Origin of the sequence: Nitrosomonas europaea (assembly GCF_900167395.1) — a bacterium.
Classification (GTDB): Bacteria; Pseudomonadota; Gammaproteobacteria; order Burkholderiales; family Nitrosomonadaceae; genus Nitrosomonas; species Nitrosomonas europaea.
Genome location: NZ_FUWK01000017.1, coordinates 21,359 through 47,410, shown reverse-complemented (window position 1 = coordinate 47,410; position 26,052 = coordinate 21,359). Strand labels below are relative to the sequence as shown.

General features: G+C 51.8%; 34 protein-coding genes. 10 read left to right on the top strand and 24 right to left on the bottom strand.

Annotated elements, in window-relative coordinates:
* The 11 genes from B5D58_RS06875 to B5D58_RS06830 form a co-directional block, all read right to left on the bottom strand.
* Positions 1–238 (bottom strand): transposase (locus tag B5D58_RS06875; protein WP_143779554.1); only part of this gene is annotated, 238 nt, incomplete at its 3' end.
* Positions 239–412: 174 nt separating this feature from the next.
* Positions 413–784, bottom strand: a complete 372-nt coding sequence (locus B5D58_RS06870; protein WP_011112151.1) for a helix-turn-helix domain-containing protein — start codon at positions 782–784, stop codon at positions 413–415.
* Between the two features lie 16 nt (positions 785–800).
* Positions 801–1,103: a type II toxin-antitoxin system HigB family toxin gene (locus tag B5D58_RS06865; protein WP_011112152.1), complete on the bottom strand. Its 303-nt coding sequence runs from the start codon at positions 1,101–1,103 to the stop codon at positions 801–803.
* 371 nt (positions 1,104–1,474) lie between these two features.
* Entirely contained in the window at positions 1,475–1,555 is an 81-nt protein-coding gene (locus tag B5D58_RS14310; RefSeq protein WP_256335808.1) for a type II toxin-antitoxin system RelE/ParE family toxin, read from the bottom strand.
* Between the two features lie 40 nt (positions 1,556–1,595).
* Complete coding sequence (locus B5D58_RS14305) at positions 1,596–1,670, bottom strand: type II toxin-antitoxin system RelE/ParE family toxin (protein ID WP_371937210.1); 75 nt, start codon at positions 1,668–1,670, stop codon at positions 1,596–1,598.
* 428 nt (positions 1,671–2,098) lie between these two features.
* Positions 2,099–2,320: a type II toxin-antitoxin system Phd/YefM family antitoxin gene (locus tag B5D58_RS06855; RefSeq protein WP_041356787.1), complete on the bottom strand. Its 222-nt coding sequence runs from the start codon at positions 2,318–2,320 to the stop codon at positions 2,099–2,101.
* 163 nt (positions 2,321–2,483) lie between these two features.
* Entirely contained in the window at positions 2,484–2,891 is a 408-nt protein-coding gene (locus B5D58_RS06850; protein WP_011112153.1) for a type II toxin-antitoxin system VapC family toxin, read from the bottom strand.
* Positions 2,888–3,133: a FitA-like ribbon-helix-helix domain-containing protein gene (locus tag B5D58_RS06845; protein WP_041356788.1), complete on the bottom strand. Its 246-nt coding sequence runs from the start codon at positions 3,131–3,133 to the stop codon at positions 2,888–2,890. Before B5D58_RS06845 ends, B5D58_RS06850 begins: the two co-directional genes overlap by 4 nt.
* Positions 3,134–3,228: 95 nt before the next feature.
* Positions 3,229–3,408 carry a hypothetical protein gene (locus B5D58_RS06840; RefSeq protein ID WP_041356789.1) on the bottom strand — a complete coding sequence of 60 codons (180 nt, stop codon included), beginning with the start codon at positions 3,406–3,408 and terminating at the stop codon, positions 3,229–3,231.
* A 306-nt stretch (positions 3,409–3,714) separates the two neighbouring features.
* Complete coding sequence (locus B5D58_RS06835) at positions 3,715–4,011, bottom strand: type II toxin-antitoxin system RelE/ParE family toxin (protein ID WP_011112155.1); 297 nt, start codon at positions 4,009–4,011, stop codon at positions 3,715–3,717.
* Positions 4,008–4,250 carry an addiction module protein gene (locus B5D58_RS06830; protein ID WP_011112156.1) on the bottom strand — a complete coding sequence of 81 codons (243 nt, stop codon included), beginning with the start codon at positions 4,248–4,250 and terminating at the stop codon, positions 4,008–4,010. The genes B5D58_RS06835 and B5D58_RS06830 overlap by 4 nt, the downstream gene beginning before the upstream one ends.
* A gap of 213 nt (positions 4,251–4,463) precedes the next feature.
* Between B5D58_RS06830 and B5D58_RS13645 the strand changes: the two genes are divergently transcribed.
* The 8 genes from B5D58_RS13645 (at position 4,464) to B5D58_RS06795 (ending at position 9,694) form a co-directional block, all read left to right on the top strand.
* Positions 4,464–4,664: a hypothetical protein gene (locus B5D58_RS13645; RefSeq protein WP_143779553.1), complete on the top strand. Its 201-nt coding sequence runs from the start codon at positions 4,464–4,466 to the stop codon at positions 4,662–4,664.
* Between the two features lie 101 nt (positions 4,665–4,765).
* Complete coding sequence (locus B5D58_RS06825) at positions 4,766–5,593, top strand: flagellin domain-containing protein (RefSeq protein ID WP_011112157.1); 828 nt, start codon at positions 4,766–4,768, stop codon at positions 5,591–5,593.
* 170 nt (positions 5,594–5,763) lie between these two features.
* The gene (locus B5D58_RS06820) at positions 5,764–6,120 is read left to right on the top strand and encodes a flagellar protein FlaG (protein ID WP_011112158.1); all 357 of its coding nucleotides are present in this window, start codon (positions 5,764–5,766) and stop codon (positions 6,118–6,120) included.
* Positions 6,121–6,282: 162 nt separating this feature from the next.
* Positions 6,283–7,728 (top strand): flagellar filament capping protein FliD, encoded by a 1,446-nt coding sequence (fliD, locus tag B5D58_RS06815; protein WP_011112159.1) that lies wholly within the window; start codon positions 6,283–6,285, stop codon positions 7,726–7,728.
* Between the two features lie 46 nt (positions 7,729–7,774).
* Complete coding sequence (gene fliS, locus B5D58_RS06810) at positions 7,775–8,245, top strand: flagellar export chaperone FliS (RefSeq protein ID WP_011112160.1); 471 nt, start codon at positions 7,775–7,777, stop codon at positions 8,243–8,245.
* Positions 8,242–8,613 (top strand): flagellar protein FliT, encoded by a 372-nt coding sequence (locus tag B5D58_RS06805; RefSeq protein WP_011112161.1) that lies wholly within the window; start codon positions 8,242–8,244, stop codon positions 8,611–8,613. Before fliS ends, B5D58_RS06805 begins: the two co-directional genes overlap by 4 nt.
* A gap of 544 nt (positions 8,614–9,157) precedes the next feature.
* On the top strand, positions 9,158–9,415 hold the full coding sequence (locus tag B5D58_RS06800) for a hypothetical protein (RefSeq protein WP_011112162.1): 258 nt from the start codon (positions 9,158–9,160) through the stop codon (positions 9,413–9,415).
* A gap of 3 nt (positions 9,416–9,418) precedes the next feature.
* Positions 9,419–9,694 (top strand): type II toxin-antitoxin system RelE/ParE family toxin, encoded by a 276-nt coding sequence (locus tag B5D58_RS06795; protein WP_011112163.1) that lies wholly within the window; start codon positions 9,419–9,421, stop codon positions 9,692–9,694.
* Between the two features lie 318 nt (positions 9,695–10,012).
* On the opposite strand, the gene B5D58_RS06790 is transcribed toward B5D58_RS06795, so the two are convergent.
* From B5D58_RS06790 to gspG, 12 genes are all read right to left on the bottom strand, one after another.
* Positions 10,013–11,710, bottom strand: a complete 1,698-nt coding sequence (locus B5D58_RS06790) for a tetratricopeptide repeat protein (RefSeq protein ID WP_234989027.1) — start codon at positions 11,708–11,710, stop codon at positions 10,013–10,015.
* A gap of 185 nt (positions 11,711–11,895) precedes the next feature.
* Positions 11,896–12,531, bottom strand: coding sequence for a type II secretion system protein (locus B5D58_RS06785; RefSeq protein WP_180371800.1), 636 nt, complete (start codon positions 12,529–12,531; stop codon positions 11,896–11,898).
* Between the two features lie 2 nt (positions 12,532–12,533).
* Positions 12,534–12,971, bottom strand: a complete 438-nt coding sequence (locus B5D58_RS06780; protein ID WP_011112166.1) for a type II secretion system protein — start codon at positions 12,969–12,971, stop codon at positions 12,534–12,536.
* Entirely contained in the window at positions 12,965–13,447 is a 483-nt protein-coding gene (locus B5D58_RS06775) for a type II secretion system protein (RefSeq protein WP_011112167.1), read from the bottom strand. The genes B5D58_RS06780 and B5D58_RS06775 overlap by 7 nt, the downstream gene beginning before the upstream one ends.
* Before the next feature lie 29 nt (positions 13,448–13,476).
* Positions 13,477–15,768, bottom strand: coding sequence for a FecR domain-containing protein (locus B5D58_RS06770; RefSeq protein WP_011112168.1), 2,292 nt, complete (start codon positions 15,766–15,768; stop codon positions 13,477–13,479).
* Between the two features lie 112 nt (positions 15,769–15,880).
* Positions 15,881–16,438 carry a hypothetical protein gene (locus tag B5D58_RS06765; RefSeq protein ID WP_041356790.1) on the bottom strand — a complete coding sequence of 186 codons (558 nt, stop codon included), beginning with the start codon at positions 16,436–16,438 and terminating at the stop codon, positions 15,881–15,883.
* 92 nt (positions 16,439–16,530) lie between these two features.
* Positions 16,531–17,085 (bottom strand): type 4a pilus biogenesis protein PilO, encoded by a 555-nt coding sequence (pilO, locus tag B5D58_RS06760; protein WP_011112170.1) that lies wholly within the window; start codon positions 17,083–17,085, stop codon positions 16,531–16,533.
* On the bottom strand, positions 17,067–17,603 hold the full coding sequence (locus B5D58_RS06755) for a PilN domain-containing protein (RefSeq protein ID WP_041357200.1): 537 nt from the start codon (positions 17,601–17,603) through the stop codon (positions 17,067–17,069). Before B5D58_RS06755 ends, pilO begins: the two co-directional genes overlap by 19 nt.
* On the bottom strand, positions 17,596–18,441 hold the full coding sequence (locus tag B5D58_RS06750; RefSeq protein WP_011112172.1) for a hypothetical protein: 846 nt from the start codon (positions 18,439–18,441) through the stop codon (positions 17,596–17,598). The genes B5D58_RS06755 and B5D58_RS06750 overlap by 8 nt, the downstream gene beginning before the upstream one ends.
* The gene (locus B5D58_RS06745; protein ID WP_011112173.1) at positions 18,422–20,113 is read right to left on the bottom strand and encodes a GspE/PulE family protein; all 1,692 of its coding nucleotides are present in this window, start codon (positions 20,111–20,113) and stop codon (positions 18,422–18,424) included. The genes B5D58_RS06750 and B5D58_RS06745 overlap by 20 nt, the downstream gene beginning before the upstream one ends.
* Positions 20,113–21,297 (bottom strand): type II secretion system F family protein, encoded by a 1,185-nt coding sequence (locus tag B5D58_RS06740; protein ID WP_011112174.1) that lies wholly within the window; start codon positions 21,295–21,297, stop codon positions 20,113–20,115. The genes B5D58_RS06745 and B5D58_RS06740 overlap by 1 nt, the downstream gene beginning before the upstream one ends.
* An 18-nt stretch (positions 21,298–21,315) precedes the next feature.
* The gene (gspG, locus tag B5D58_RS06735; RefSeq protein ID WP_041356791.1) at positions 21,316–21,753 is read right to left on the bottom strand and encodes a type II secretion system major pseudopilin GspG; all 438 of its coding nucleotides are present in this window, start codon (positions 21,751–21,753) and stop codon (positions 21,316–21,318) included.
* Positions 21,754–22,150: 397 nt separating this feature from the next.
* On the opposite strand from gspG, the gene dapF reads away from it, so the two are divergent.
* Both dapF and B5D58_RS06720 read left to right on the top strand, forming a co-directional pair.
* On the top strand, positions 22,151–22,978 hold the full coding sequence (gene dapF, locus B5D58_RS06725) for a diaminopimelate epimerase (RefSeq protein ID WP_011112176.1): 828 nt from the start codon (positions 22,151–22,153) through the stop codon (positions 22,976–22,978).
* Between the two features lie 126 nt (positions 22,979–23,104).
* Positions 23,105–24,835: an ABC transporter ATP-binding protein gene (locus B5D58_RS06720; RefSeq protein ID WP_011112177.1), complete on the top strand. Its 1,731-nt coding sequence runs from the start codon at positions 23,105–23,107 to the stop codon at positions 24,833–24,835.
* Here B5D58_RS06720 and B5D58_RS06715 read toward each other — a convergent pair.
* On the bottom strand, positions 24,810–26,048 hold the full coding sequence (locus tag B5D58_RS06715) for a multifunctional CCA addition/repair protein (protein ID WP_011112178.1): 1,239 nt from the start codon (positions 26,046–26,048) through the stop codon (positions 24,810–24,812). The two genes, B5D58_RS06720 and B5D58_RS06715, sit on opposite strands and share 26 nt — an antisense overlap.
* Between the last annotated feature and the right edge of the window lie 4 nt (positions 26,049–26,052).

Genomic DNA, 26,052 nt, shown 5'->3' with positions numbered 1-26,052 from the left:
CGAATATCTTTTCCCAAATACCGGCCTGTGCCCACCGCGTAAAGCGTTTGTGAGCAGTTTTCCATTTGCCATACCGCTCCGGCAGGTCATGCCAGTGCGCACCAGAGCGTAAAACCCATAAAACACCATTTATAAACAATAGATTATCCGCGCCATGTCGGCCACGATCCCCAATTTTACCCGGTATAAACGGCTCTATTCGACGCCATTGCTCCCTGTTCAATTCATAGCGTTTCATACATTCCTCACTGAAAATGTTAAACCTCTTTCAGTAAAGCAAAAATTATAGATGTTGGAAATCCGTAAATGTCGATTTGCCTTAATAATTCTTAAGATAGCAAAGAACGTGATAACAAAAACAGAAATTAAAATTCTTATTTATTTAACCTATTGGTCAGAGCACCATAAAAAACTAAATGTGTGTATATGAAGATCGTTTTATTAAAGATTCAGCAGGGATACCCAGCTCATGGTGAAGTCTCTGAATCATTCTGAGTGTCAGGGAACGTTTGCGGTTTAGAACTTCGTATACGCGATTACTTTTTCCAATCATGGGTTCCAGATCTTTTACAGTCAGGCCTTTCTGTTCCATTTCAAATTTGATGGCTTCAACAGGATCAGGCAGATCAAGTGGGAAATGTTTTTGTTCGTAGGCTTCGATCAGTGTTACCAGAATATCCAGTTTGTCACCTTCGGGTGTGTTGGGTTCTGCAGTCATAAGCATTTCGACTTCCTTTAGTGCTGTGCGGTAGTCGGTGTCTGTTCTGATTGGTTTGATATCCATGGTCTTCTCCATTGAATCAGATAGTTTGCGCATCGATCCGATCATATTGGGCATGGGTGCCTATAAATCGGATATACACAATTTTATAAGGGTAATTAATCCATACCACCAACCGATATTTGTTTCCGGCAATATTGAATACCGCCCTGCCATCTTTAAGGATACTGGCATTCTTGAAGTCTGCTTTGACCTCCGCAGGTAATGACCAGTCAGCCTTCAGTGCATGTCTGTGCCATGCAAGCGTTGGTTGAATTGCATCTGCACGAGACGAGTCGTTTTCCCAAAACACCTTCAACGTAGACAAAGCAATTACTCTCATAAAGGAATATTAGTCCCATTATGGGATTTTGACTATTAATTCGATAAAGGAATCCCACACTCATAGATTTCTCAGATCTGCCTCCAATCTTTATGTCCCATCTACTGAGTGATCCAAAGGGAGCGCTGACTTTTCAGGCTTATGTCTTCGCTCGCCACCCGTTACTCCAGAATCATTTGATGACGACAACCCGAATTATCAGCAAATCAACAAGTCAAAAATCCAGAATCGATGACGCTTGTTATACTTATTTTCTTGATTCACGACTTGACCTCGATCATGCGGGCAGCGCAGCATAACTGTTCTCGTCAGAATAAAGCGGCAAGCCAGTCAGGAAACCGTGGTCTCTCTCCTATTGTTTCCCGCTTTCCTTACGAATGCTTGAGATCGCGATAGAAATTTTCGTGCGATCCGATTGCTTCGAGATACACCAGATACACAGCCTCATCGATACTGTAGCTGAGCAGATATAATTGATCCTGGCTGTGGAATTTATAGACCAGGAGCCTCCGCCAGATCTCCTTTTTTGCGCTCACCTATTGCCGGCCTGGCTGCCACAACCTCAATCGCAGCATCGACATCCCGCGCTACATTATCGTGTCATTTTTGATTTGGGAATGGAATTACTACAAATGTAGAAAGATTGAATCCAGGGGTTAGATTGCTTTGTGCTTTTGGCATATCATGATGACAAAATGGCTGTCCTTGTGAGGAGGCTGCAGACCGACGCAGCAACCTAGTCTCTCACTGTCATTACGAAACGGCGAAGCTGGTGAAGCAATCCAATGCCTTCGTCATCATCACCGCTCGCTTAATTCTGGTGGGTTGATCCCAATAGGTGTCTTGGCGCGATTCATCGCAGCCATGATTTGAAGAAACGGGTGTAATCGGCTACTGCAAACGGAGAGCATGTTCCAAAACCGGGCGGCTCGCACCGCCATGGATTCCTTTACTCACCTGACTCCAGCCGGCTAACGGGTGCCCCCTATTATTACTCAATCTCTTTCTCGTCCCTCACGAACCGCAGAAACGATCTCACGCTGACTCAGATCGAGCGGTACAGCTTCTACCGCCAACGGCGAAGAGCTATCCCCCACCGGCTGGATAATAAAGATTCTCCCATCACGACGCATGATCCGAACCGCACCCTCCTTCTGAGCATTGTCGAGCACTGCAGCAAAGTTTTGCCGGGCCTCAGAGAGTGAATGGACTTTCATGACCTCAACCTCCAGAGTTTCGATATCCAGTGTGCCTCGGCATGGACCTTGAGCACCTCATCCAACGTTCTTCCAGGGCGACAGGCGGAGTCATCGCCGCTTGCTTGATCTTGACGGATATCTCCCATTATTTTCAACGATATCGAGGTGATAAACCGGTTTTTTAGCTGCTACGTTGACTCGCAGAGAGTGCGAATGCGATATCTGGAAACATCCTTAGCAATTTACCGTCCATCGTTACCAGCTTCGCACCCAGCTTTATTGCCAGTGCAACAAATTCGCAGTCATGAGCTGAGCATTCGCTGTCACGCACCAACTCCAGAATACTGAATGAATTCACTTCATACTCAGCGCCAGCGAGTAAATCCTCTGCCTCACACTGGAGATTATATGCCTGCAAGAATGTCAGGCTTCCGCGCCTGAGATACCCGGCCAGAATGTTTCGAAACTCACTTCGCCACAAAACTGGTGCTACCCAATCAGGATCATGTTCAAACAAGGCTTCTGCAGCGGCGGTGTATTCGCCGGGCAGATAAAAATAAGCCAGTACATTTGAATCCACGACAATCATGGGCGCCCCTGTCTTTTCATAACGTCAATATCGCATGCCTGAAATTTTTCGGAGTTCAGCCCAGCCCGTAACTGACGGGCGCGCTCCAGTCGTTCGCCGGGGGAGATTCTGGTTGGCATGAGCACGGTCTCAAGGCACACAATGATTTCACTGTTGAGGCTGCGGCGGTGCATTTCTGCGGCAACTTTGAGCCGTTCGTACACATCATCCGGAATATTTTTCAGTGTTAAGGTTGTAGGCATGGCGTTTCTAAGTTTTCCAATTGAAATGGAACCATAATGGTTCCATTGTATAGTCAACCTCCTGGCCGGGCAAGTTATAGGCTAAACCGATGAAATCAGGTAATAGTGGAAAAGCGGTTGCCCAATGATCTGGCGAAGATTCTGGCGATACTCATACCGTACAAGTATGGATCAAGCGCAATGCGGTCAAATGACTGCTCGATTTCATCCAGAAACCGCGCGCCTAATCGGGATAGGAAGGCACCTTGAATTTTCTCCTCCCACACCACGGGCATACGGATCACGTACCACGGCGCTTCACATAGTTGGGGTCATACATAAAATCCCCGTCTAGGTGCATCGTATTCCGGCTAAAACACCAAACAGGATGGGCTTTGTGGTTCAGTCCGGTGGTTTGGCGCTTCAGAAAATTGCATGGGGTTGTGATCACTTCGCTCAAATCAAGCAATCAAAGGGGCAGATCCAGAATCAATAACGCTTGCTGTACTTATTTTCTTGATACCAGACCTGACCCCAACTATGTGCATTCAACAACCGGCTCATAGCGTGGTTTGCTTTGCAGTCACGACATAGCCTTAACGTTATGTTCGACTTTTCCACTGATGCGGATTTCGGCTGCCATGCATTACCGCAACCACGATGATTGTTGCTTTCTTTACTTGAAAATAGATACCAAAAGGAAACCGTCTGATAACTGCGCGTCTTGTACCGCGATGAACATTCGGGTATGCCAGCGGGGTTTCTGCAATATTCGATAACGTTGTCGTCACTTCATCGAGAAATTTGTGACCCAGTCCTTGCCGCTGCTCTTCATACCAAGCCGCCGCATCTGCCAGATCCTGCTCTGCTTCCGGCCGGAGTCGAACTTCACAGGTCACAAATTACGCCGAATTTCTGCGATAGCCTCCAACGCTGATCGGCCTGGGTTTTTATCGACTTCATAGGCGTTTAGACGTCTATCGAGTTCAGCCTTTTGTTCAGTGGTAAGTCGCAGCATCTTTTGATCAGACGCGATGCTATCCCATAAATCCTCAACAAGCTGTATGCGCTCGTCAATTGGCAATTCGGTGAGCTTTCTATTCATCATGATTGCTTTATCCGACTGTAATACTTTCATAAAGAAATGCAGAATAGCGCATAACGTAAATTTATACGATAGTAGTCAGACAACGAAGATGGGACTGGCAACGAAGATATAATCGTGTAAACCCAATCCACTGACAAAGCAGCACGTCCACCGACGTCAGCATTTCCCGGTAAAGACACCGGACTTTCCGCCCGATTCAGGGAAAATCACAAAAAGCTGTTTCCAGAGAACCCGGAGCCGGGCTTGTTCACCGACCGGTTCATGGCGCAGTTTACTTCGCGCTGCGCGTTCGCAAAGACGTGGCTTTCAGTCAAACGCTCAAACAACCGCCAATTTCCCTTTCAGTTCCCGCCTTCATTGTTTAAAAAAGAAAACCTGTTTTCCCTGCTTATTTTGCTAAACCTTTCCCCGGGTTGTCCGTTTACTGCTCTCAACGGCGGTTGAAAATTCTGCAAACACTGAAAGCAGATCAGAGCCGGAAAACGTCGGTGGCACAGGCGCCACAACACTTTAAAAAGTAGTACCACTCTGAAGGAGAAACTGAAATGCCACAAGTTATCAATACCAACATTGCGTCACTCAATGCACAACGTAACCTGAATGTATCCCAGAACTCATTGAGCACCGCCTTGCAGCGTTTATCCAGCGGCTTGCGCATCAACAGCGCCAAGGATGATGCTGCCGGGCTCGCGATTTCCGAGCGCATGACCTCACAAATCCGGGGTATGAACCAGGCTGCGCGTAATGCCAATGATGGTATTTCACTAGCACAAACGGCTGAAGGCGCACTGGTCGAAATTGGCAATAACTTACAGCGTATTCGCGAGCTGGCAGTGCAATCGGCTAATGCCACCAATTCAGAAGATGATCGTGAAGCGCTACAAAAAGAAGTCACCCAGTTGATTGATGAAATTCAACGCGTGGGTGAGCAGACCAGTTTTAACGGTACCAAGCTGCTGGATGGCTCCTTCGCAAGTCAGATATTCCAAGTGGGAGCCAATGAAGGTGAAACTATCGATTTTACCGATATAGCTGATGTTACAGCGAGCGGATTAAGTGTCGATAGCGTTGATATTACTGGTACTGATGGTACTGCTGCTGCGAGTGTAATTACAACCATAGATGACGCCCTCAAAATCGTCAATAGCACTCGTGCAGATTTGGGTGCTATCCAGAATCGTTTTAGTTCTGCAATAGCCAATCTGCAAACTTCAGCTGAAAATCTGTCTGCTTCCCGCAGCCGGATTCAGGACGCAGACTTCGCTGCTGAAACCGCTGCACTGACTCGTGCGCAGATCCTGCAGCAAGCCGGGGTGGCCATGCTGTCACAAGCCAATGCATTGCCGAACAATGTGTTGTCGCTGTTGAGATAAGCACTGCGTTCGTCATCGCGAGGAACAACATGACGTGGCAATCCAGCACTCTGGTAACTGACTGGATTGCCACGGCGGTTTACAACCGCCTCGCAAGACAGTACCCCTCGTCATCGCGATGATAAGTCAGCCAGGCAAAAACTGATCAGGTAGATTAAAAGGAGATTGACATGAATATCAACGCAGTAACTGCTGAACTATTTCAGGCTACAGCACCCGTTCAGCCGGCAATGCCTGCCGCCCGGACAGGAGAGCGCGAGATGGCGCCTGCTGCCCAGCCTCCGGCTGAAACCAGCGACATCAAACCGGAACAGGTGAAAGAGGCGGTAAATCAGATTCAGCAGTTCACACAAGCATTAACGCAGAACCTGAAATTTTCGATCGACGAAGATACCGGCAAAACCGTGGTCAAGATTGTTGATGCGCAAACACAGGAAGTCATTCGGCAGATGCCTTCGGAAGAAGCAATCAAGATTGCCAGCGCGCTGGGAAAGATACAGGGATTGCTGTTCAACGGCCAGGCCTGAGAAAATGCTGCAAAATTGTTGCAACTCACGCCGCTCTCCAGAGCCTTTCCGGTTATTTGATTATTTTCACACTATTTCTCAAAGTTCACCGCTGTCCAGCCGTAAACAGAAACAACAGGTAATAAATAATTTCACCCACAGACAGGGAAGAGGAAACACATCATGATTTCAGCACCGGGAATCGGCTCAGGACTGGATGTCAGCGGAATCATCAGTAAACTGATGGAGATCGAGCAGCAGCCACTGACGCAGCTCAACACCAAGGAAGCAAAACAGCAGGCGCAGCTCTCTGCCTTTGGCAGCCTGAAAAGCGTGCTCTCAACGTTTCAGGACAGTGTGAAGGCGCTGGCCAAACCTGCGCTGTTCAATGGCTACAAAGCCACACTGGCAGATACGACTGCAGCCACGGTAAGCACTTCATCCAGTGCTTCGGCCGGCACGCATGACATCGAAGTGCAATCACTGGCGCAAGCGCAGAAAATCAAGTCAGAAGCATTTGCTACCACCGATACCGTGATCGGCAGCGGCACACTGACAATCGAATTCGGCACATATAACGAAGATGGCACGTTTACCGCCAATGCAGAGAAAACAGCCAAAACCATCACGATCGACCCGGCCAAATCGACCCTGGCAGATATTCGCAGTGCCATCAACGAAGCGAATGCGGGGGTGACAGCCAGTATCGTCAACGATGGCAGCGGCAACCGGCTGGTGATTTCTTCCAAAGATAGCGGGCTGGCCAATGCGCTGAAGATCAGCGTGAACGATACCGATGGCAACCACACGGATAACGCCGGGTTATCGAAGCTGGCATTTGATGCTTCGACTGGCGGCGTCAGCAACATGACCGAAACCGTAGCAGCCAGAAATGCAGTCATGGTGATCGACGGCATTCCAGTGACGAAGTCATCCAATACCATCAACGATGCGCTGGAAGGGGTGACGTTCAACCTGCTCAAGGCCAACCCTGGCACAACGACCACGCTGACAGTGGAGAAGGACAAAAGCAACGTTGAGGCAGCAGTCAATGCGTTTGTAAAAGCGTATAACGATCTGGAAAAAACGATCGGCAATCTTTCCCGTTACGATGCGGCCAACAAGCAGGCATCGGTGCTGACCGGGGATTCCACCATGCGCATGATACAAAACCGGATGCGCGCCATGCTGGGCGGCAATCAATCCGCTGCCGGCGGAATCAACTCGCTGTCCGAGCTGGGTATCAGCTTTCAGAAGGATGGCACACTGGCGCTGGATAACAACAAACTGAGCGCCGTGCTGAATAATCCGGACAAGAATATTGCGGCGTTTTTCACTACCCAGGGAGGAGATGACACAACCTCTGTCGAAGGTTTCGCTTCCCGATTGAGTGAGCTGATCGATGGCATGACTCGCAGCGATGGCTTGATCAGCAGCCGCATGGATGGCATCAACAGTACGATCAAAGGAATCGGCAAACAGCGTGAAGCGTTGGAATTCCGGCTGGAAAGTGTGGAAAAACGCCTGCGCGCGCAGTTCACCGCGCTGGATACGATGATTGCCAGCATGAACCAGACCAGTAACTATTTGCAGCAACAACTGGCGAATCTGCCAAAGATCGGTGAATAAATAGCCGATAGCGTAACTGCACACTCATTTCTGAAAAGGAGAACTCATGTTTACTGAATCCCCCAGCCGCGCGATCAGCAGTTATCAGCGAGTGGGCGTCGAATCCGGCGTGGTATCCGCCGATCCGCACAAGCTGATCCTGATGCTGTTCGAAGGCGCGCGCCAGGCATTGGACTGCAGCCTGCTGTATATACAGCAGAACAGGATTGCCGCCAAAGGGGAAATGATTTCCAAAGCGATCATGATCATCGACCATGGCCTCAAAGCCAGTCTCGACAAAACAGCCGGCGGAGAACTGGCCAACCGGCTGGAGCAGCTGTATGACTACATGACCGCCCGGCTGCTTACGGCCAATCTGCAGAACGATGCCGTGATCATCGAGGAAATCAGCTGCCTGCTGGGCGAGCTGCATGAAGCGTGGGCATCGATTGGAAATCAGCCTGCCGGAAAAACAGATGTACAGACAGCAACCAGAAATACGATCGAGGACACGGCCGGTACAGGTGCAATGGCATGAAGCCCGACACCTCATCCGGATATTCACCCGAAGACAATAAAAACGGTATGCAGATCATCACCACATATGAAGCCATACTGGCAATCACTGACCAGATGCTGCAAGCGGCAAAAAACAGCGACTGGGACAAGCTGGTAGCATTGGAACAGGATTGTAAACGCCTGACCACCTGGCTGATGGAACAGCACACTTACGAGCAGTTGAGCGAAGAACAGAAGAAAAAAAAGATCAGCCTCATCCACGGCATACTGGAACGTGATGCCGAAATCCGTGCCATTACCGAACCCTGGATGGCACAACTGCAAAACAAACTGACCAGCTACGGCCACAAACGAAAACTGGGACAGACTTATCAAACTGATTCGTAAAACCGGATCACCACGTTTCGCAACACAGCGCTCACTGTCACTCTATGCCTGAACACTCATCTGAATAAACATATTTTAGTCGAGGAAGAGAAGGGATAGAAGCCGGTTCCATCTTTGACTATTGAGGCTGTTCGCAATGTGGATCACCCTTTTCCAGTCTGACCATGAATGGACAGTTCATCACGAGCCCCCGGGGCCGTAGCGATTCAGAAGAGTTGCGCGGCGTCCCGGCACGAATATCATAAGCGAAAATTTATAGAGCCAGGGAAGCGCATGGGGAGTCAGAACAAGGAATTCTTCTTGCAGAATTTCACAGGATGAACAGAAGGTAATTTTCTACCTTCAGCAATATCACTGAAATCTATATGCTCCAGCATCTTCGATACGAATCGTCATCCCTCAATGGTAATCAACTATTTCAACATCAAGCACATCACCTGCCCCAAACCGGGAAAATAGAATTCATACGGTTAACAGCATTCAATATAGTGTGATTAATAATACGTATAATAGCAGCTTGTAACAGACGATTAAAAGGTTATAAATGAATACTATTAATGCAAACGACCTCAAGACCAGAGGAATTGCGGCGATTGAAGCGCAACTGGAGGAACAACCGGAAGCGATTATTGCTGTGCGAGGCAAGGATCGCTATGTCGTCATGCAGCTGGAACATTACTATTATTTACGAGAGTGTGAACTGACTGCCGCACTGGCAGAAACACGGGCAGATCTTGCTGCCGGACGTTGTGAGCAGGAATCGCCGGAAGCGCATCTTGCACGGCTGGATACGCTGAAGTAAAAAATGGGCTATTCGCTGATCTTTACGGATGCTTATAACCAGCGGGCGGCACGCTGGTTGAGGCGTCACCCTGATTTGCGTACACAATATCTGAGAACGCTGCAAATTCTCCAAACTAATCCCTATCATCCTTCCCTGCGATTACATGTATTAAGCGGCAAACTTCAGGGGATATATGCAATTTCAATTAATCTTTCTTATCGGATTACGCTGGAATTCCTGATCGAGGATAAGCAAATTATCCCGATCAATATTGGAAGCCACGATGTTGTTTATTAACTTGCGAATGAGATGGCCCGGTAATTTCCGAGAGACCTGAATCATTCTTTTGTTAATGGTTTGAACAAATAGATAAGCGGTTAGAATCGTTAGCCACTCGATCGATCGCTTTATGGTCTGCTCATTTGCCGCCACGCTGATGGTAAGGGGACTGGTTGTGGCCGCTATCCGGTTTTTACCCTGATCCTGAAAAACACCTGGCGACGTTCACAAAAACGGCAGTAGCGGTGCGGTTGGTTATATCAGCAATCGAGCGGCTAAGAAACCTCTGCAAAACATTGCCATCACTGCGTTTTTCAGAAGTTCCCTAACTGCTGCCTATTTCATGAACCGCTTGACGGTATCCAGCAGCAGTTCATTTTCAGGATGTTCTTCCAGCGCCGACTGCCAGATTTTTTCGGCATCTTCCTTTGCACCGTTCATCCAGAGCAATTCGCCGTAGTGTGCTGCAATTTCAGGATCGGAGCGAGTGTCGAAGGCAAGCTTCAGGTAATTGACCCCTTTTTTCAGATCACCCATACGGTAATAAACCCAACCAAGGCTGTCCATGATGTAGGGATCATCGGGAGAAAGTTCGATGGCTTTCTGGATCAGTGCCAATGCTTCCGGCAGTTGCAGACCACGCTCAGCCAGGCTGTAGCCCAACGCATTATAGGCATGGGCGTTATCCGGTCTCAACTCAATCAGTTTGCGCAAATCCTGTTCCAGTACATCCAGCTTGCCGATCTTGTCAGCCATCAGTGCCCGGTCGTACAGCAGTTCGACCTGATCCGGATACTTTCTGAGATAAGCATCCAGCAGATCATACGCGCCACGAAACTCGCCACTATCCCGCAGCAGCTGTGCTTCAGAAATCAGCAACTGTGTACGCTGCTGTTCATTTTCAACCTGAACGGTTTTCAGATATCTTCTGGCAGCGGCTATTCCATCCCGCTTTGCCAGCAAGAAAGCATAGCGCACCCGGGCAGCAATATAACGTTCCCCACCCGTCACCCTGAGGTAGGCATCCATTGCTTCAGCATTGTGCTGTGCAATTTCATGGATACGCCCCAGATTGAAATGAATTGTGTTGGTGTCCTCAAACCCGAGTTGCAGTGCACGTTTGAAATACTTTTCTGCACTCCCCAGGTCATCCAGCTCGGCAGATAAAAGGCCGATCGCCAGCGCAATATCAGGGTTGGAGGGGTTTACCTGCTCCAGTTTCTGGAACTGCTCACGCCCCCGGTCAAATTCTCTCTCCTCCATGAGCATGCGGATATAGGCAATCCGTATATCATTGGCTCTGGGAAATCGGTCGAGATACTGATCGTAAAAAGACAATGCCTTGTCTTTATCAATTTTCTGCAGAATCTGCCCCTGATGCACGGCGGCCATTTCCCATTCCGGCCGTAATTCGAGCGCTTGATTCATGGCTTTTGCCGCGAGTTTGAATTCATTGGCAGACCATGCAGCCTGGGATACAGCAAAATGGGCTTCCGGCAAATCAGGGTAGGATGCTGCAAGCTGCTGCACCAGTTTCAGCACGGCTTCTCTGTCTGAATGATGAGACAGGAGTTTGTTGATCTGCATGAACGCTTTATCGACGGTTTCCGGCTCCAGCTTCAACAACTGTTCAACGTGGGGACGGACATTATCGAGCTGACCGTTCGCAACGAACAGCGCTACTGCCGCCTGGCGCGCATGCATGGAATCAGGTTCCAGTGCTACCCATAAATCGATGGCCTCTTTTGCCTCCCCGAAATGACGCGTCCGCAGTGCGATATCAGTCGCATGTTCTGCGATCCTCGGGTTGCGTGTTTCTCTTGCCAGCCGGATGAAACTTTCCACTGCAACGTCTGGCATATTTCGCTGCAGGGCCGTTTCTCCCATCAGAAAATCAAAGAGGGAATCAGCAGTCAGTTCCGTGGCGGGTGCTGCACCGGCGGAAGCTGCGGAACCATGAGCAATGGCATCCCCCGTTCTGGGGAGTTGGGTACATCCCGCCATGCTCAGCAATAATGCTAACTGTATCGTCAAAATAACTTTCATTTCGTATGGCCTTCGGCAACCTTTTATCTGTACTGAGACTTCCAAACAACAAATCCGGTTCTTATGTTAGTTACTAATTACGGCATATCCACTGATTTCAAGATATTTCACTCGAGTAAGTCCGGAAAAACCTCTGCACTCATTCGCTATTCTTTCCTCTTTCCAGATTTCCTTTAAAACGCATCATTGCCGGTTGGCGGAGATAGATTCGGAGCAGGCTGGTTTTGTGGAAGCGGATTAAATCCAGTACCCGGCAATCCCGGCATCGACGTATCGCCCTGTATGTTTCCCCGACCTTCCGCCTGCTGTTTTTCCTGCCCTCCTGCAGTACTGGCAGCATGGACAAATTTCCAACCCTGATAATTCCCGGCCTTTTCAAAAGCAATGTAATCTGCCGGAAAATTGGCACGCTTGATCGGCACGCCAGTCGAAAGACTGTAGACACCGGTAATCCCGCCGTCCTGCTGCCTGACCAGCCCCCAGTTGTAGCTGTTCGTCATCGGATCGGGGTAAACTCTTCTGAGATGCCGTTTCACTACCAGAGAACGCTCATCCTTGAGCAACTGTTCAAGAGATGCCGGGTAGCGGCTGGCACCCGCCTCCCCCGCTCTCCCCGACACTTGAGAATCGTTATAGTAGGACTCGATCGCCCGCCGGAACTGGTCACCGGCGAACAGCAGTTCCAGCTCCTTTTCCCGTTTGACTTCTGTCTGCCAGATCAACCCGGCAGCAGCCAGCATCACGCCCGCAAGCATAACAGCAAACAGCATCCAGATATAAATATATCCCCGTTCTTGCCGGCATGACATTGTCACCATTTCTCATAAAATGTCCCGTCCAGCGCCTGCCGGTCGGAAGTCGTATGCACATCGAACACGCCTTCCATTTCAGGATCGGGCGGCGGAATTTCCACCCAGACGTTTTCCTCGGTAATCGGATCGACAGGTATCGCGCGAATATAACGATCCTCGACCAGTTGATGCAGATCGGTCGGATATTTGCCGGTATCGGCAAAATATTTGTCGATCGCGTCGCGCAGAATACTGAGATTCTGCTTGAGTACCGTTTCCTTCGCCCGGTCGACAGAATTGAAGTAACGCGGCGTCACAATCGTGAGGAGGATAGCAATAACGACCATCACCACCAGTAATTCGATCAGCGTGAACCCCCGTTCACGCCAATGGCCACCGGGCCGCTTCAATCGGTTTGATACCGATTGGATCACAGTCTGATCAGCGAGCTTTACCATTGATTGTAGGGAATCCCGTTCAACCCCGCTTTTTCGGAAAGGGAATAAACATCGTAAATGTCATCTCCCTCCTCCGGACTGTCGGGCGGGCTGGCATAACTGCGTTTTCCCCAGGTTTCGGCAGCAGGTACCTCAGTATCCGGAAACATTGGATCGCGCGGCAAACGGCGCATGAAAAAGATTTTCTTGCTGTCAGGGTCTTTTACGTCGTCCATGCCCGTATCCAGATCTTCCAGCCGATGAGGATAGCCGGTTTCATCAGCCTTTTTTTCGACCAATCCCTCATCCGCCGCCTGCTTATAGGCATCGATCGCCGTGCGGATCTGGCGCAGTGCTATACGCAACTCTCGCTCCTTTTCACGTTTGACGACCATTTCACCTAATGGCATCGCCGCGGAAGCCAGGATTCCCATGACTGCCACTACGATCATCAGCTCGATCAGGGTAAATCCGCGGCAAGATGCTGTCTGCAACATATCCGCTCAGAAAAGACGAAGAAATGTCATCACTGAATCCTGATACTCGCTGCCGGTGGCAGATTCACTTCAACCGGCTGCCCTGTCTCATCCCGCACCTGTAAATTCTGTAAAGCAATTTCAGTTGAAGTTGCATTTGTGCTGATCACCTTGAAACGCAGCACCGCTGTCATTCCGGTGGATTGATCCCGGCCGAGCTTCAGGCTGCGCATTCCGGATTTTTCCCCGCCATCCACCAGTTCCAAAGTATCCGGGTCATAGGTCAGGTTCAATTCGCCGGATAGCATGGGATCCTGGGTCACCAGCCTGACAGTAGCGGTAAATTCCCGGCCTCCCGCCACACTTTCCGGCACACGCAACGTCAATGAGGGAGAAGCCTCTCTTGCCTGCGTAACCGCTTCCTCAAACAGATCGGGTGCCGCTCCGAATAACCCGGCAGATCGTGCCCGTCCTAATGACATATATCCTCCATCTGACGCACTGTTCGAGGATTCCATCGCCAGTGAACGCGGTGCCGTTTTCCGTATGGTTACAGGCAGTTTCCCGGCGGCGCTGGCCGTACCGGAATAAAACTCGCTTTCAAAGTGGTTGGGCTGAATGACATTGCGGACGATATGCGGTGTGATCAGCAGAATTATTTCGGTTTTGTTATGTTTTCTGACCTGCTTGGAGAAAATATCACCCAGTACCGGTATATCGGTCAACCCGGCGATACCCGATCTTACTCTGCTCAGATCATCCTGAATCAGTCCGGCCAGCACCTGTGTCTCTCCGTCCCGCAGCTCCAGAACCGTTTCCGCCGTACGTGTGCCGATGACGATGGCCGTGGCTGCATTTTCTCCGCTCCCGGATCTTTTTTCACCGAGATTACTGCTGACTTCCAGCAGCGCTTTCAAGGTGACCTCATTATTGGTTCTGACCACCGGTTCGACTTCGAATTTCAGCCCGACATCGATATAAGTTGCTGAAGCAGCCGATCCGACATTGGCTGTATTCGTGACCGTGAACACCGGCTCCTTGTTACCGATATGGATTTTTGCCTTCTCCCGGCTTTTGACACGAATGCGGGGGTTGGCCAGCACATCCGCGTTGGTCAGGGTCCTGCCGAAATCGATTCTGGCCTGATTGCTGATAGTGAAACTCCGCAACCCTTCGAAGCCGGTATTCTTGATCATGCTCATTTTAACCACGGAATCCGCTGCTGCCTGAGCGGGTGTACCTATACCGGGAACGGCACTGAATGTCACCGAAGTAGGCATATTTGGCCCCAGATCGAGCGTGCTGTCACGTTTCACTTCCAGTACTACCACATCCAGCATCACTTCCGGATCGGGAAAATCGTTGATGGCAACCAGACGTTCCACCAATCGGATCATCTCCAGCGTATCCCGTATCACGAACAGGTTGAGTTTCTCATTGACGTAAATGTCACGTGCCTTGACCAGTCCACGAATCATGGCCACCATCTGTTTGACATCCGTATTGGCAACGTGAAAGCTGCGCACGACCAGCTCCTGATAATCCTTCTGCTTGGCGGGTGTATCCGGATAGATCAGCAGCGTGTTGCTGTTGAGTACCTTGTACGCGAGCTGATTGGTCAGGAGCATCAGTTTCAGCACATCTTCAATCGAATTGTCACGGACGAAGATTGAAGCCGTTGCTTCCTGCTGAACATTACGATCGAATACGAAATTGATGCCGGCCGTGCGCGAGATCAACTCAAACATGGTTTTCAGCGATGTATCGCGGAACTCCATGGTAATGGGCTTGCTGAATTCGGTTATCAGAGACAATTCAGACATCTCGGCTCGTGCAATCTGTTCACTGAGCGCCTTGATCAGTTGTCTCGCTTCAGATTGCATCGGATTATCGGCCAGTACCCCCCTTACGATTTTTTCCGCTCCGTCCACATCACCATGCGCAAGTGCCTCTTTTGCCTGATTGACCAGAACGATATGGCGGCGCTCCAGATCAACCGCATCCAATCCTTCCCGGGCACGTTCACTACTGGCCCTGATATTCAGTACACGCTGATAATTCTGCTCGGCCTGATCCAGATTGCCAGCCAGCCGGGCGTTATCCGCCTCGAACAGAATCTGGCCGATGATGGTGTCACGTTCCCTGGCCAGCGTCGCACCGACTTCTCTATCATCCGGTTCCTCACGAGCGGCCTGTTCCAGCTTGCCCAGACCCTCTTCCAGCCGCCCTTCTGCAATCAACCGTTTTCCTTCCAGAAAAGATGGATTTCGCGTCGTATGCATCGCACAACCGGTGATCAATGCGAGCAGCAGCAATATCAAGATTCTTTTTGTTGTATTCATCCCCACTTTTCCAGATATTTAAGGAACCTCTGATCAAGTCCCAATAGCTACAACCTTTGTCGCGCTTCTTGCGATCATCACGATTTTGCCTGCAATGCGGCTCATGGAGGACTTAATCAAAGGTTCCCTGATCGATAGTCAATGTCTGTCTGATACCCAGCGGAAGATAAGTCAGTTCGATCGTATCTTCCCGGATCCGGTCGATCCGGTATTCAGTGCCGATCCGCTCCCCCGCACCGGCAACATAATTCTGATCTGCCTGGGCGAGAAAGACCCGGATCTTCCCTTCGGAAACGACCCGGCCCAGATATTCGAACTGCAATGGTGGCGCGGATGGCCGCCTTACCACCTCCTCCTTCCGAGGCTGGAAGATCTGCGGGTTAAAATCAGTAGATGCAGTACGTTTGGGCTCCCAGGACGTCACAGCGAATATATCGTCCGCCTTGGCGCTGAATTTCCGTTTTCCCAGCTGATCGACCGGTAATGTTTCGTGTGTTTGCCGTATTTGTCGGGTTTGTCCGGCAGTACGCCTGTCAGCGGAAATATCCACTGCCGGCTGCACCACATCATCCACGGATAACTCAGTCCCCTCATCGACCAGCAACGCAGCCAGTACGGTAGCCGCCAGAGCACCCCAGAGAATCAGTTTCCGGTAAAGTGTGCCGGCCATGTCAGATTCCACTGAAAACCCGGCAATGAAGCAGGTTGGAGAACACGGCCGCCAGGACTGCCAGAAGTGATTTGGATAACGAAGATAAATGCTTAGTAGTCATTCAGATAAAGGTGCATGTTCAGGCGCGCATCCACTCTGCCAGCCTGTATGGTTTCGCGCCTGATGATGATATCAGCCAGCGCGAGTGCCGGCACGGCCTGCAATGCGCTTGCAATGAATGCGCGAATCTGGGGATAGGTCCCGCGCAACGGCAATTGAATCTCATAACGTACCAGTTTCGATTCTTTTTCCACCTTCAGCCGGCAATCACTGCTATTCAGCTCCACACCACTGTCTTTGGCGATCCTGTCGAGTTCACTGATCCAGTAAGGGGAAGAATCACTGCGCGGAAGGAAATCATAAAAAACCTGCAATGCCTGATTATTGTTCAGCTTTGTCTGCCCGGCAGAATCAGGCTGTGCCTGCTGCATTACCTGTACTTTGCTTTTCAGCTCTTTCAGGCGCTCCTTCTGGGGCATGACTGCCGCTATAAAAAATACCAGCGTCAACACGAGCAATCCCGCCCCTGCCCGGCCGACGGTCCCCAGACGGGTAACCTGCCAACGTGCCCTGACCAGCCAGTTTTCTAAAGCGATTCGTGCCACGTTGCAATGATTGAAAAAACAATGGGACGGCGTAGATGATCCTGCCGGGCTTTATAGCTGGCCAAATGCGCATTTTTCAGTACCGGCTCCAGTTCGAGTGCCTGGACATACTCCACCAGAGCGGCAAGATCTCGCGCTTCACCCGTAATACGGATGGTCTGACCGGTAACACTGGGCTGCAGCGACAGCAGTGCAATCTGCTCGCTGGCAGCCAGTTCCAGCGCATCGAACAACGCTTCCCAGGGTAGATTGAGCTGGCGCAGAATATCATCCGCCTGTTTAAGCTCCTGCTGTGTGGCTTTATTGATGCGCGCCATCGGCGTTCGGGGCTGCCTGGTGTGTTTCTGCTGCTGAACGATGCGCGCCTCGCGTGCTTCCCAGTACGTGATTTTCGACATGGTCTGCTTGAGCGTATACATCACTGCAAGCAGCAGCACCATTCCCAGAAACAGCAGCAGATAATCCACCAGTGGAATCTGCTGCCTGCGGTAGGGGAAATTCAGTTTCAGACTACGCATGATTCTGGCTGTCATCCATTCCTGTTACCCCGGGAAAATACGAAGGTGCGGGATGTTTTTCATCTGGCAGGCGTACGAACTGCCAGCGGAGATCATGCACCGGTAACTGTCCGGTCAATTCGGGAGCGAACACATACACCCGCTCTACCGACCGATCCGGGCTGAGAATGATCGATTCCTGTTCCAGTGCTGCCAACAGTTCTTCCTGCAGATTCTCCACGACTCTCTGGTTGCGTGCACAACGCCAGGCGCCCTCGGACAGCACAACCAGGCAGAACCGCCCTGTTTCCACCAGAACAAACCACACCTGCTTTTCAACCAGCCGCTTCGACCAGTGATCCAGCGCCGCAGCAAGATAAGGTTCTATGCACGCAAACCGGGTATCGTATTGCCGGGCGAACATTATCAGCTCTGACTGCAAATCGCGTGCGATGGCCGCACACAATGCGCCGCCATAAGGGTCCCAGGTACTCAGGCTGAGTTCCCAGTCATCGATACGTTCACCGTAAATTTCGCGCATCTGGAAACCGGCATAAGCCATCAATTCATCCGGATTCGCCAGGGAAGGCTGCGGTGCGATGACACCATAGCGAACGAAGTGATTGGATAGCGTGATATGCAACTCGCTACCCCGCCTGAAACGATCATCCATCTGTCCGATCATCTGTTCCAGCAATCGCAGAGGCGCTTTCCACTGCTGTCTTGAATCATTTTCCTGAACACACACGCCTGATTGCCTGAACTGCTGCACAGGCCTGATACCGCGTGCAATCCCCGTCAGATCGACCCGATCCGGAGCCAGAAAAATCTGAATCCGATTACGCCACGACAGTGACACGATTGGCCTCCTGTAAGCTGGTCTGTCCGGTTTTAACCATATCCAGCGCCGCTTCACGCAAGAAACGGGTGCCGTTGAGCCGGGCTGCCTCCTTGATGCGACGAATTGGTGCCTGCGCAATGATCAGCTCACGGATTTCATCATTCAGCAGCAAAATCTCAGCAATTGCGCTGCGCCCGCGATAACCGCTACCCCGGCAATGGCCGCACCCTTTGGCAGAGCGAAAATCGAACTGCTCTGCCTGTTCCGGGGTAATCCCCGAATCTGCGATCATCTGCTGATCCGGCTGTTCTGCAACCATGCAATTCGGGCACAGCAGGCGCACCAGCCGCTGCGCCACGATGCCATTCAGTGCCGAAACAAAACTGTAAGGGTCAACACCCATGTGTGCAAACCGGCCAATCACGTCAAACACGTTGTTGGCATGAACCGTGGTAAAGACCAGATGCCCCGTGAGTGCAGCCTGAATTGCAATCTGTGCCGTTTCGGCATCGCGAATTTCACCCACCATGATTTTGTCAGGATCGTGCCGCAGAATCGAACGCAATCCGCGGGCGAAAGTCAGCCCCTTTTTCTCGTTGACCGGTATCTGCAATACACCAGGCAACTGATATTCGATTGGATCCTCGATCGTAATGATTTTGTCATGGCCGTGATTGACTTCCGAAATGGCGGCATACAGCGAAGTCGTCTTGCCGCTGCCGGTCGGCCCGGTCACCAGCAGCATGCCATACGGCTCCGCGCTGAGCCGGCGTACGCTGGCAATGGAAGTTGCGTTGAATCCCAATTGGTTCAGTGTCAATCCTTCGACATGATCGGTCAGCGCCTGACGATCCAGGATCCGCAACACGGCATCTTCCCCAAAAATGCTCGGCATGACCGATACGCGGAAATCGATTTCCCGCCCCTGGATGGAAACCTTGAAACGGCCATCCTGCGGAATGCGGCGCTCGGCAATATCCAGATCCGACATGACCTTGATCCGGGAAATCACCTGCTCGGCCAGATTCGCCTCCTGCATGGTGCCTATACTGGTCAGCACACCGTCGATCCGGTATTTGATGGACAATGCGCCCGGCGTGGTCTCCAGATGAATGTCGCTTGCCTGCGATTTATGCGCATCGTACAGGGTCGAATGAACCAGACGCACCACCTGACTGGTCCCTTCGTGAATCGTTTTGAGTGATAACTCCTCGATACCACTCTGGATCAGATTTTCCTGAACAGAAGACAGCACATTGTCCATCGCACGCATGGTCTGTTCCTGCTGCACGAAAAAGGCCGCCAGATCTGCCGGATGCACCAGATGCCACAATGCATCCACCGGTACATATTCCTCCACCCAGTCGCGCAGGCCCGTCCGGAAAGGATCACTCACCGCCAGCAGATACGATTGATCCTGTTTCTGCAGCAACATGCATTCACGTTTGGCAGCCAGTGCAAAAGGCAGTCTGTCAAAAGCCGGATGCAATGCATACAGATCATTCATGGTCAGTACCGGCATGCGCAGCACTTCTCCCAGTACAGTCACCAGTTCATCTGGCGTGCCCTGATAAGTTTCTTCCAGTACTCTGATCAGTGAGGTGCTGCGAGCGATGGCCTGTTCACGCGCCTGGCTGAGCATAACCGGATCGATCGCCGGTTTATCCGGCAGGGCGACGTTGGTCTGCATCAGTTGATACTCCCCGCCAGTTCGAAAATCGGCAGGTACATGAGAATGATGATGCCGCCGATGACGGTTCCGATCACTGCCATCAACAATGGCTCGATCAGCTTGGTCATCCATTCGACCCAGCGTCCGATTTCCTCATCGTGAAAATTACCGATGCGTTCCATCATGTCACCCATCATCCCGGTGCGCTCCCCCACACGCAGCATACGGCTTCCCACTGCAGTGGTCAGCTCTGCGCTCTGCATTGCACTGGAAATAGCCTTGCCTTCACGGATGAGTGCAGCAGCTGTTTTCACCCGTGGACGAAAGTGCGGCTGCAACAGGTCGCTGACCATTTCCAGCGCCTGGGTCACGGGAATCCCGCCGCGCAGCAGCATCCCCAGCGTTTTGTAGAAACGGGCAAGCTGATAGACCCGCATCCTCTCGCCGATTGTTGGAATGCGCCATACCGCGCGCAACAGATGAGCCCGGATCTGCGGCCGGGAAAAGGTATAAAACGCTGCTGTCAGAAAGAGCGCTGCCATTCCTGCCAGCATCCAGCCATTCTTCTGCACCAGATGCCCCCACTCGATCAGCAGCATGGACATCCAGGGCAGATCCGTACCCATATCTTCATAAATGGCGCTGAATTTAGGAACGACGAACACCAGCAGGAAGATGGCTACCAAGCCTCCCAGCACCAGCAGCAGAACCGGATAGATGGATGCCCCCACCAGCTTTTTGCGCACCAGATCCATTTGCGACTGATAGACGAGATAACGTGATAGTGCTTCGCCCAGATCCCCCGTCTGTTCGCTGGCACGAATGGTAGCGACATACAGTGACGGAAATACCTGCGGATAGAATTCCAGCGCACGCGAAAACGTTACTCCTTCACGCAAGCGCGCCAGTATCTGCTGGAGTAACTCGCGTGTCACACTGTCCTCTTCCTTCTCGACCAGTGTTTCGATACCCTCTACCAGACTCAAGCCGGCTGTCAGCAAGGCAAGCAGTTCCTGGGAAAAATCAGACAGCGGAAAACGGGAACCCGATCTGGGCAGAAAACCGGAAAAATTCCGCCGTATACTCAGGATCACCCCCCCTTGAGCACTGATCCGGTTGCGTACCTCGGCTTCACTGGCCGCATCGAGTTCGAGCAGCACAGCGCCTTTTCCGGCCAGCAAGGCTCTTACCGTGTAACGCATCAGCGGTATCGAATACGGTTACCAGTTGGTGATATCCGCATCCTCACCACTCCCTCCGGGCTGGCCATCCTTGCCGAATGAGAACAAATCGAAATCGTTCTGCGCACCCGGATATTTGTATTGATAGGGCCTGCCCCACGGATCGGCCGGCAGACGCTTGCTCAAATAAGGTCCCTGCCATCTCGGCTCATTGGCAGGGGCGGTGAGCAATGCATTCAGCCCCTGCTCGGTCGTGGGATAAGTTCCAACATCCAACCGGTACTGATGCAGTGCTTTTTCCAGGGAATCTATCTGAGCCTGCGCCATTTTGACTTCGGATTTACCCACTTGTGAAAAATACTTGGGCCCGACATAAGCCGCCAGCAAACCGATGATGACCATGACGACCAGCAATTCGAGCAAAGTGAACCCGCGTTCATAAACCATACACGGCCGGATGTTTGACGCATACTTCATATTTAGGTGATCCTTGAATTTAGATTTTTCCGGAAAGCTCCCGGGAAGAGTGCAGATGAGCAAAAGGAATATGATCTGGAAACCGGGGATATGGCCAGTTCGGCAGGTTTGTTGACATGCAGGCAGAAGATCGTCTGTTACAGAGCGATGACATACGCATCATACATTGCCTTTGCAACTCGTTCCCATCCCCATATCATCGGTGGCCCGAAATGGAAGGAGAACTACTCCCCACCACGGCCAAGTTTTGACATATTTCAACCCCGGTATAGTAGAGTTGCGTTCCATCCCGGTCAAGCGGGAAAATATGACATCTATTTCCGGGATCAAGCCCTGTTCACCGCCCGGTAACTTGGAACAAGTATGCACATCCTGATCAACCTCAAAGATTCTGCAGATGAAGTTGAAGTTTACGAAAATGCATGGATTGGGTAACGATTTCATCGTGATCGATGCGATCAATCAGTCCGTTTCTCTCGATCCTGCCACGATCCGCCGGTGGGCAGATCGTCATTTCGGTATCGGATTCGATCAATTGCTGGTGGTGGAAAAACCCGGAGAAAGTGGGGATTTCCGTTATCGCATCTTCAATGCCGATGGTGGAGAAGTGGAACAATGCGGTAACGGTGCCCGCTGCTTCGCCCGCTTCGTACGTGACCACGATCTGACCCGTAAAAACACTATCCGCGTCGAAACCGCATGCGGCATCATCATGCCAACTGTAGAGGAGAATGGTGAAGTCTCGGTCGATATGGGCATTCCCCGATTCGATCCGGCCCGGATTCCTTTCATCACGCAGGAACGTGCCCTCACCTACCCGCTGAATGTCAATGACCGGGAAATCGAGATTTCTGCCGTCTCGATGGGTAACCCGCATGCCGTACAAATTGTGCCGGACATCGATCTGGCACCCGTCACGAGCGAAGGACCTGCAATCGAATCACACCCGTTTTTCCCTGAGAAAGTAAATGCCGGTTACATGCAGATCGTGGATCGCACCCATATCCGGTTACGTGTTTTCGAACGCGGAACCGGCGAAACACTGGCTTGCGGGACCGGCGCCTGCGCCGCGGTCGTCAGCGGTATTTCTCGCGGGCTGCTGGATTCCGAAGTACAGGTAACCATGCGTGGCGGCAATCTTCGTATCCGCTGGGAGGGAGAAGATCAGCCGGTCTGGATGACCGGGCCGGCCGTTTCGGTGTTTGAGGGTACGATTGATCTGTAAACACCATACAAACATGACAGGCAGCCAGGAGGATTATCACGGCCGGAAGCTGCCTGTCCGATTGATTTTGCGTCACTGCCAACCCGCCCGCATTTTTCCAGCCCGGATCAACTCACCTGCCCCATCATGCGCACACTGATCACCTATATCATGGTTTTTCCGAAGCGCAGCGCATTCGTACTGGTTGCGCTGCTGCTGGCCGGCATTGCCGAAGCACTCAGCCTGACTGCACTGCTTCCCCTGTTATCCATCGCAGTAGGTGAATCGATCGATTCCAGCATGGGCAAACTGGTAGTCGATACGCTGCATCAGGTCGGGCTGTCACCCACACTGGAAATCATTCTGCTGGTCATCGTCGGCGGCATGTTTCTCAAAGGTGCGATTCTATTGCTGACCAACCAGCAGGTGGGCCATACGGTTGCGCATGTCGCCACTGCGCTGCGGCTGGACCTGATCAAGGCGCTGCTTGCCAGCCGGTGGCAATACTATCTGCGCCAGCCTGCCGGTGCGCTGGCAAATTCAATCGCCACCGAGGCTTATCGTGCCGCCATGGGTTTTGAACATAGTGTCAATGTGCTGGCACTGGCAATCGAAGCACTGGTATACGGCATCGTAGCTCTGTTCATTTCGTGGGAAGCCACGCTGGCGTCACTGTTGATCGGCACTATCCTGTTTGTGGTACTCAATCGCCTGGTCAGAGCAGCCAAACGCGCCGGTAACAAACAAACCCATTTACTGCGTCATCTGCTGACGTACCTGTCCGATGTACTCGGCTCGGTCAAATCCCTGAAAGCCATGGCACGCGATAACGTGGCCGATGCCATACTGCACGAACAGACCCGGATGCTGGAAAAAGCGACACGCAAGGAAGTCACCAACCGGGCAGCCCTACTTGCCCTGCAGGAGCCTATCCTGGCAGCCCTGACAGCAAGCGGCCTGTATCTGGCACTGGTGGTCTGGAAACTGTCATTGCCGGAAGTCATGGTCATGGTCTTTCTACTGACCCGGATTCTGGGATTGCTGAATAAAACGCAGCGCCGTTATCAGCAGCTCGTGGCCCAGGAAAGTGCCTACTGGGCCTTGCGCAATGCCGCTGAAGAAGCGCGCATGGAGGCAGAAAGATCGACTGGTACGCTGGTACCGACTCTGGAACAGGGGTTGAACCTGCGCCACATCGTTTTCGGTTATGAACGAAAAACGATTTTCAGCGATTTGAATCTTGAAATTCCGGTTCACTCGTTCACCGCGCTCATTGGTTCCTCAGGTGCCGGCAAAAGTACACTGCTCGATTTACTCTGCGGGCTGGCTGAACCGAAATCCGGTGAAATCCTGATCGACGGGGTATCCTTGCATCATATCGATCTGCGCCGCTGGCGGCACATGATTGGCTACGTTTCTCAGGATACCGTGCTGCTGCACGATACCATCCTGAACAATATCCTTGTGGGTGAGCCTGCGATCAGCGTCGAAGATGCGGAACGCGCACTCAGACAAGCCGGCGCATGGGATTTTGTCAGTTCATTCCCCGACGGAATCCATACTGTCGTTGGCGAGCGGGGCGGCATGCTTTCAGGAGGACAACGGCAACGCATCGCCATTGCCAGGGCATTGGCTCACCAGCCGAAGCTGTTACTGCTGGATGAACCTACCAGTGCGCTGGATCCGGAAAGTGAACGCATCATCTGTGCAACGCTGCAGAATCTGGCAAAGGAATTCACGATCATCGCCGTTTCCCATCAACCCGCCGTCATCAACGCGGCAAGCCAGGTATTCATCGTTTCCAATGGCAAAGCAGAGTTACTGTCCGATGCTGCTGCCCACCTGCCTGATATTACAGGTGCGAAAGAAGGGAACTGATCCGCTCGACTCGTGCAGCATATACCTGGCGGTTGATTCGCATAGGCAGATCGGCTTTACCGGCGTGTGACTGGTTGAGCTGCATGGCAATGGCACCTGCATCCACGTCAACCGCAACCTGTAATGCCCTGCTCAAATGTTCCTTCTGGGGATAGGGTTTGTCTGCGAAACCCGGTCGCCCGTGAAAATCGCTGGCACACGCCTGCAGAAAGGCCTGGAAACGAGCTTTCTTGCGATAGGCATCCGTTGCCTGCAACATGTCGGCAATGGTTGCGGGGCGTAATTCCAGCGCCCGGTGAACATCGCCGTGAAAACGCGCTACCAGCAGCGCCAGATCCCTGGATTCTCCGGGAACCCGAATACGTTCGCACAACCCCATGACCAGTTCCACACTGCGCGCTTCATGGCCAATATGGCGTGGCCATTCATCAGGAGAGGTCGTTCCTTTTCCCAGATCATGAGTCAACCCGGCAAAACGCACTTCGAGGGGATACTGTTTTGAAGCAGCATGGTCGATGACCATCATGACGTGAATACCGGTATCGATTTCGGGGTGAGCGTGCGCAGGCTGCGGCACACCGAACAAAGCATCCACTTCGGGCAGAATGCGGGCAAGCGCACCACACTCCCGCAAAACGTAAAACATGCGTGAAGGATGAGATTCCATCAACCCGTGAGCTATTTCCTGCCAGACCCGCTCCGGCACCAGTGCCTCTGTCTCACCGGTATGAACGATCTCTTTCATCAGTTCGAGCGTTTCCGGTGCAATCTGAAAACCGAAGCGTGCCGCAAATCGTGCAACCCGTAACACTCTCACGGGATCTTCGACAAACGCCGGACCGATATGGCGCAGAATGCCCGCCTGCAGATCCGCAATTCCTCCGAACGGATCGACGATATCGCCTGCCTCATCTCTGGCCATGGCATTGATCGTCAGGTCGCGGCGCGCCAGATCCTCCTGCAGAGTCACACCGGGAGCCGCATAAACTTCAAACCCCTTGTAACCTCTGGCAATTTTCCGCTCGGTCCGCGCCAATGCGTACTGTTCATGTGTTTCAGGATGCAGAAATACCGGGAAATCCTTGCCCACCGGGCGGTAGCCCAGCCGCACCATCTCCTCCGGAGTGGCTCCCACCACGACGTAATCCTGATCCTTGACGGGCAACCCCAGCAGTTCATCACGTACGGAGCCCCCTACCCGGTAAATTTTCATATCC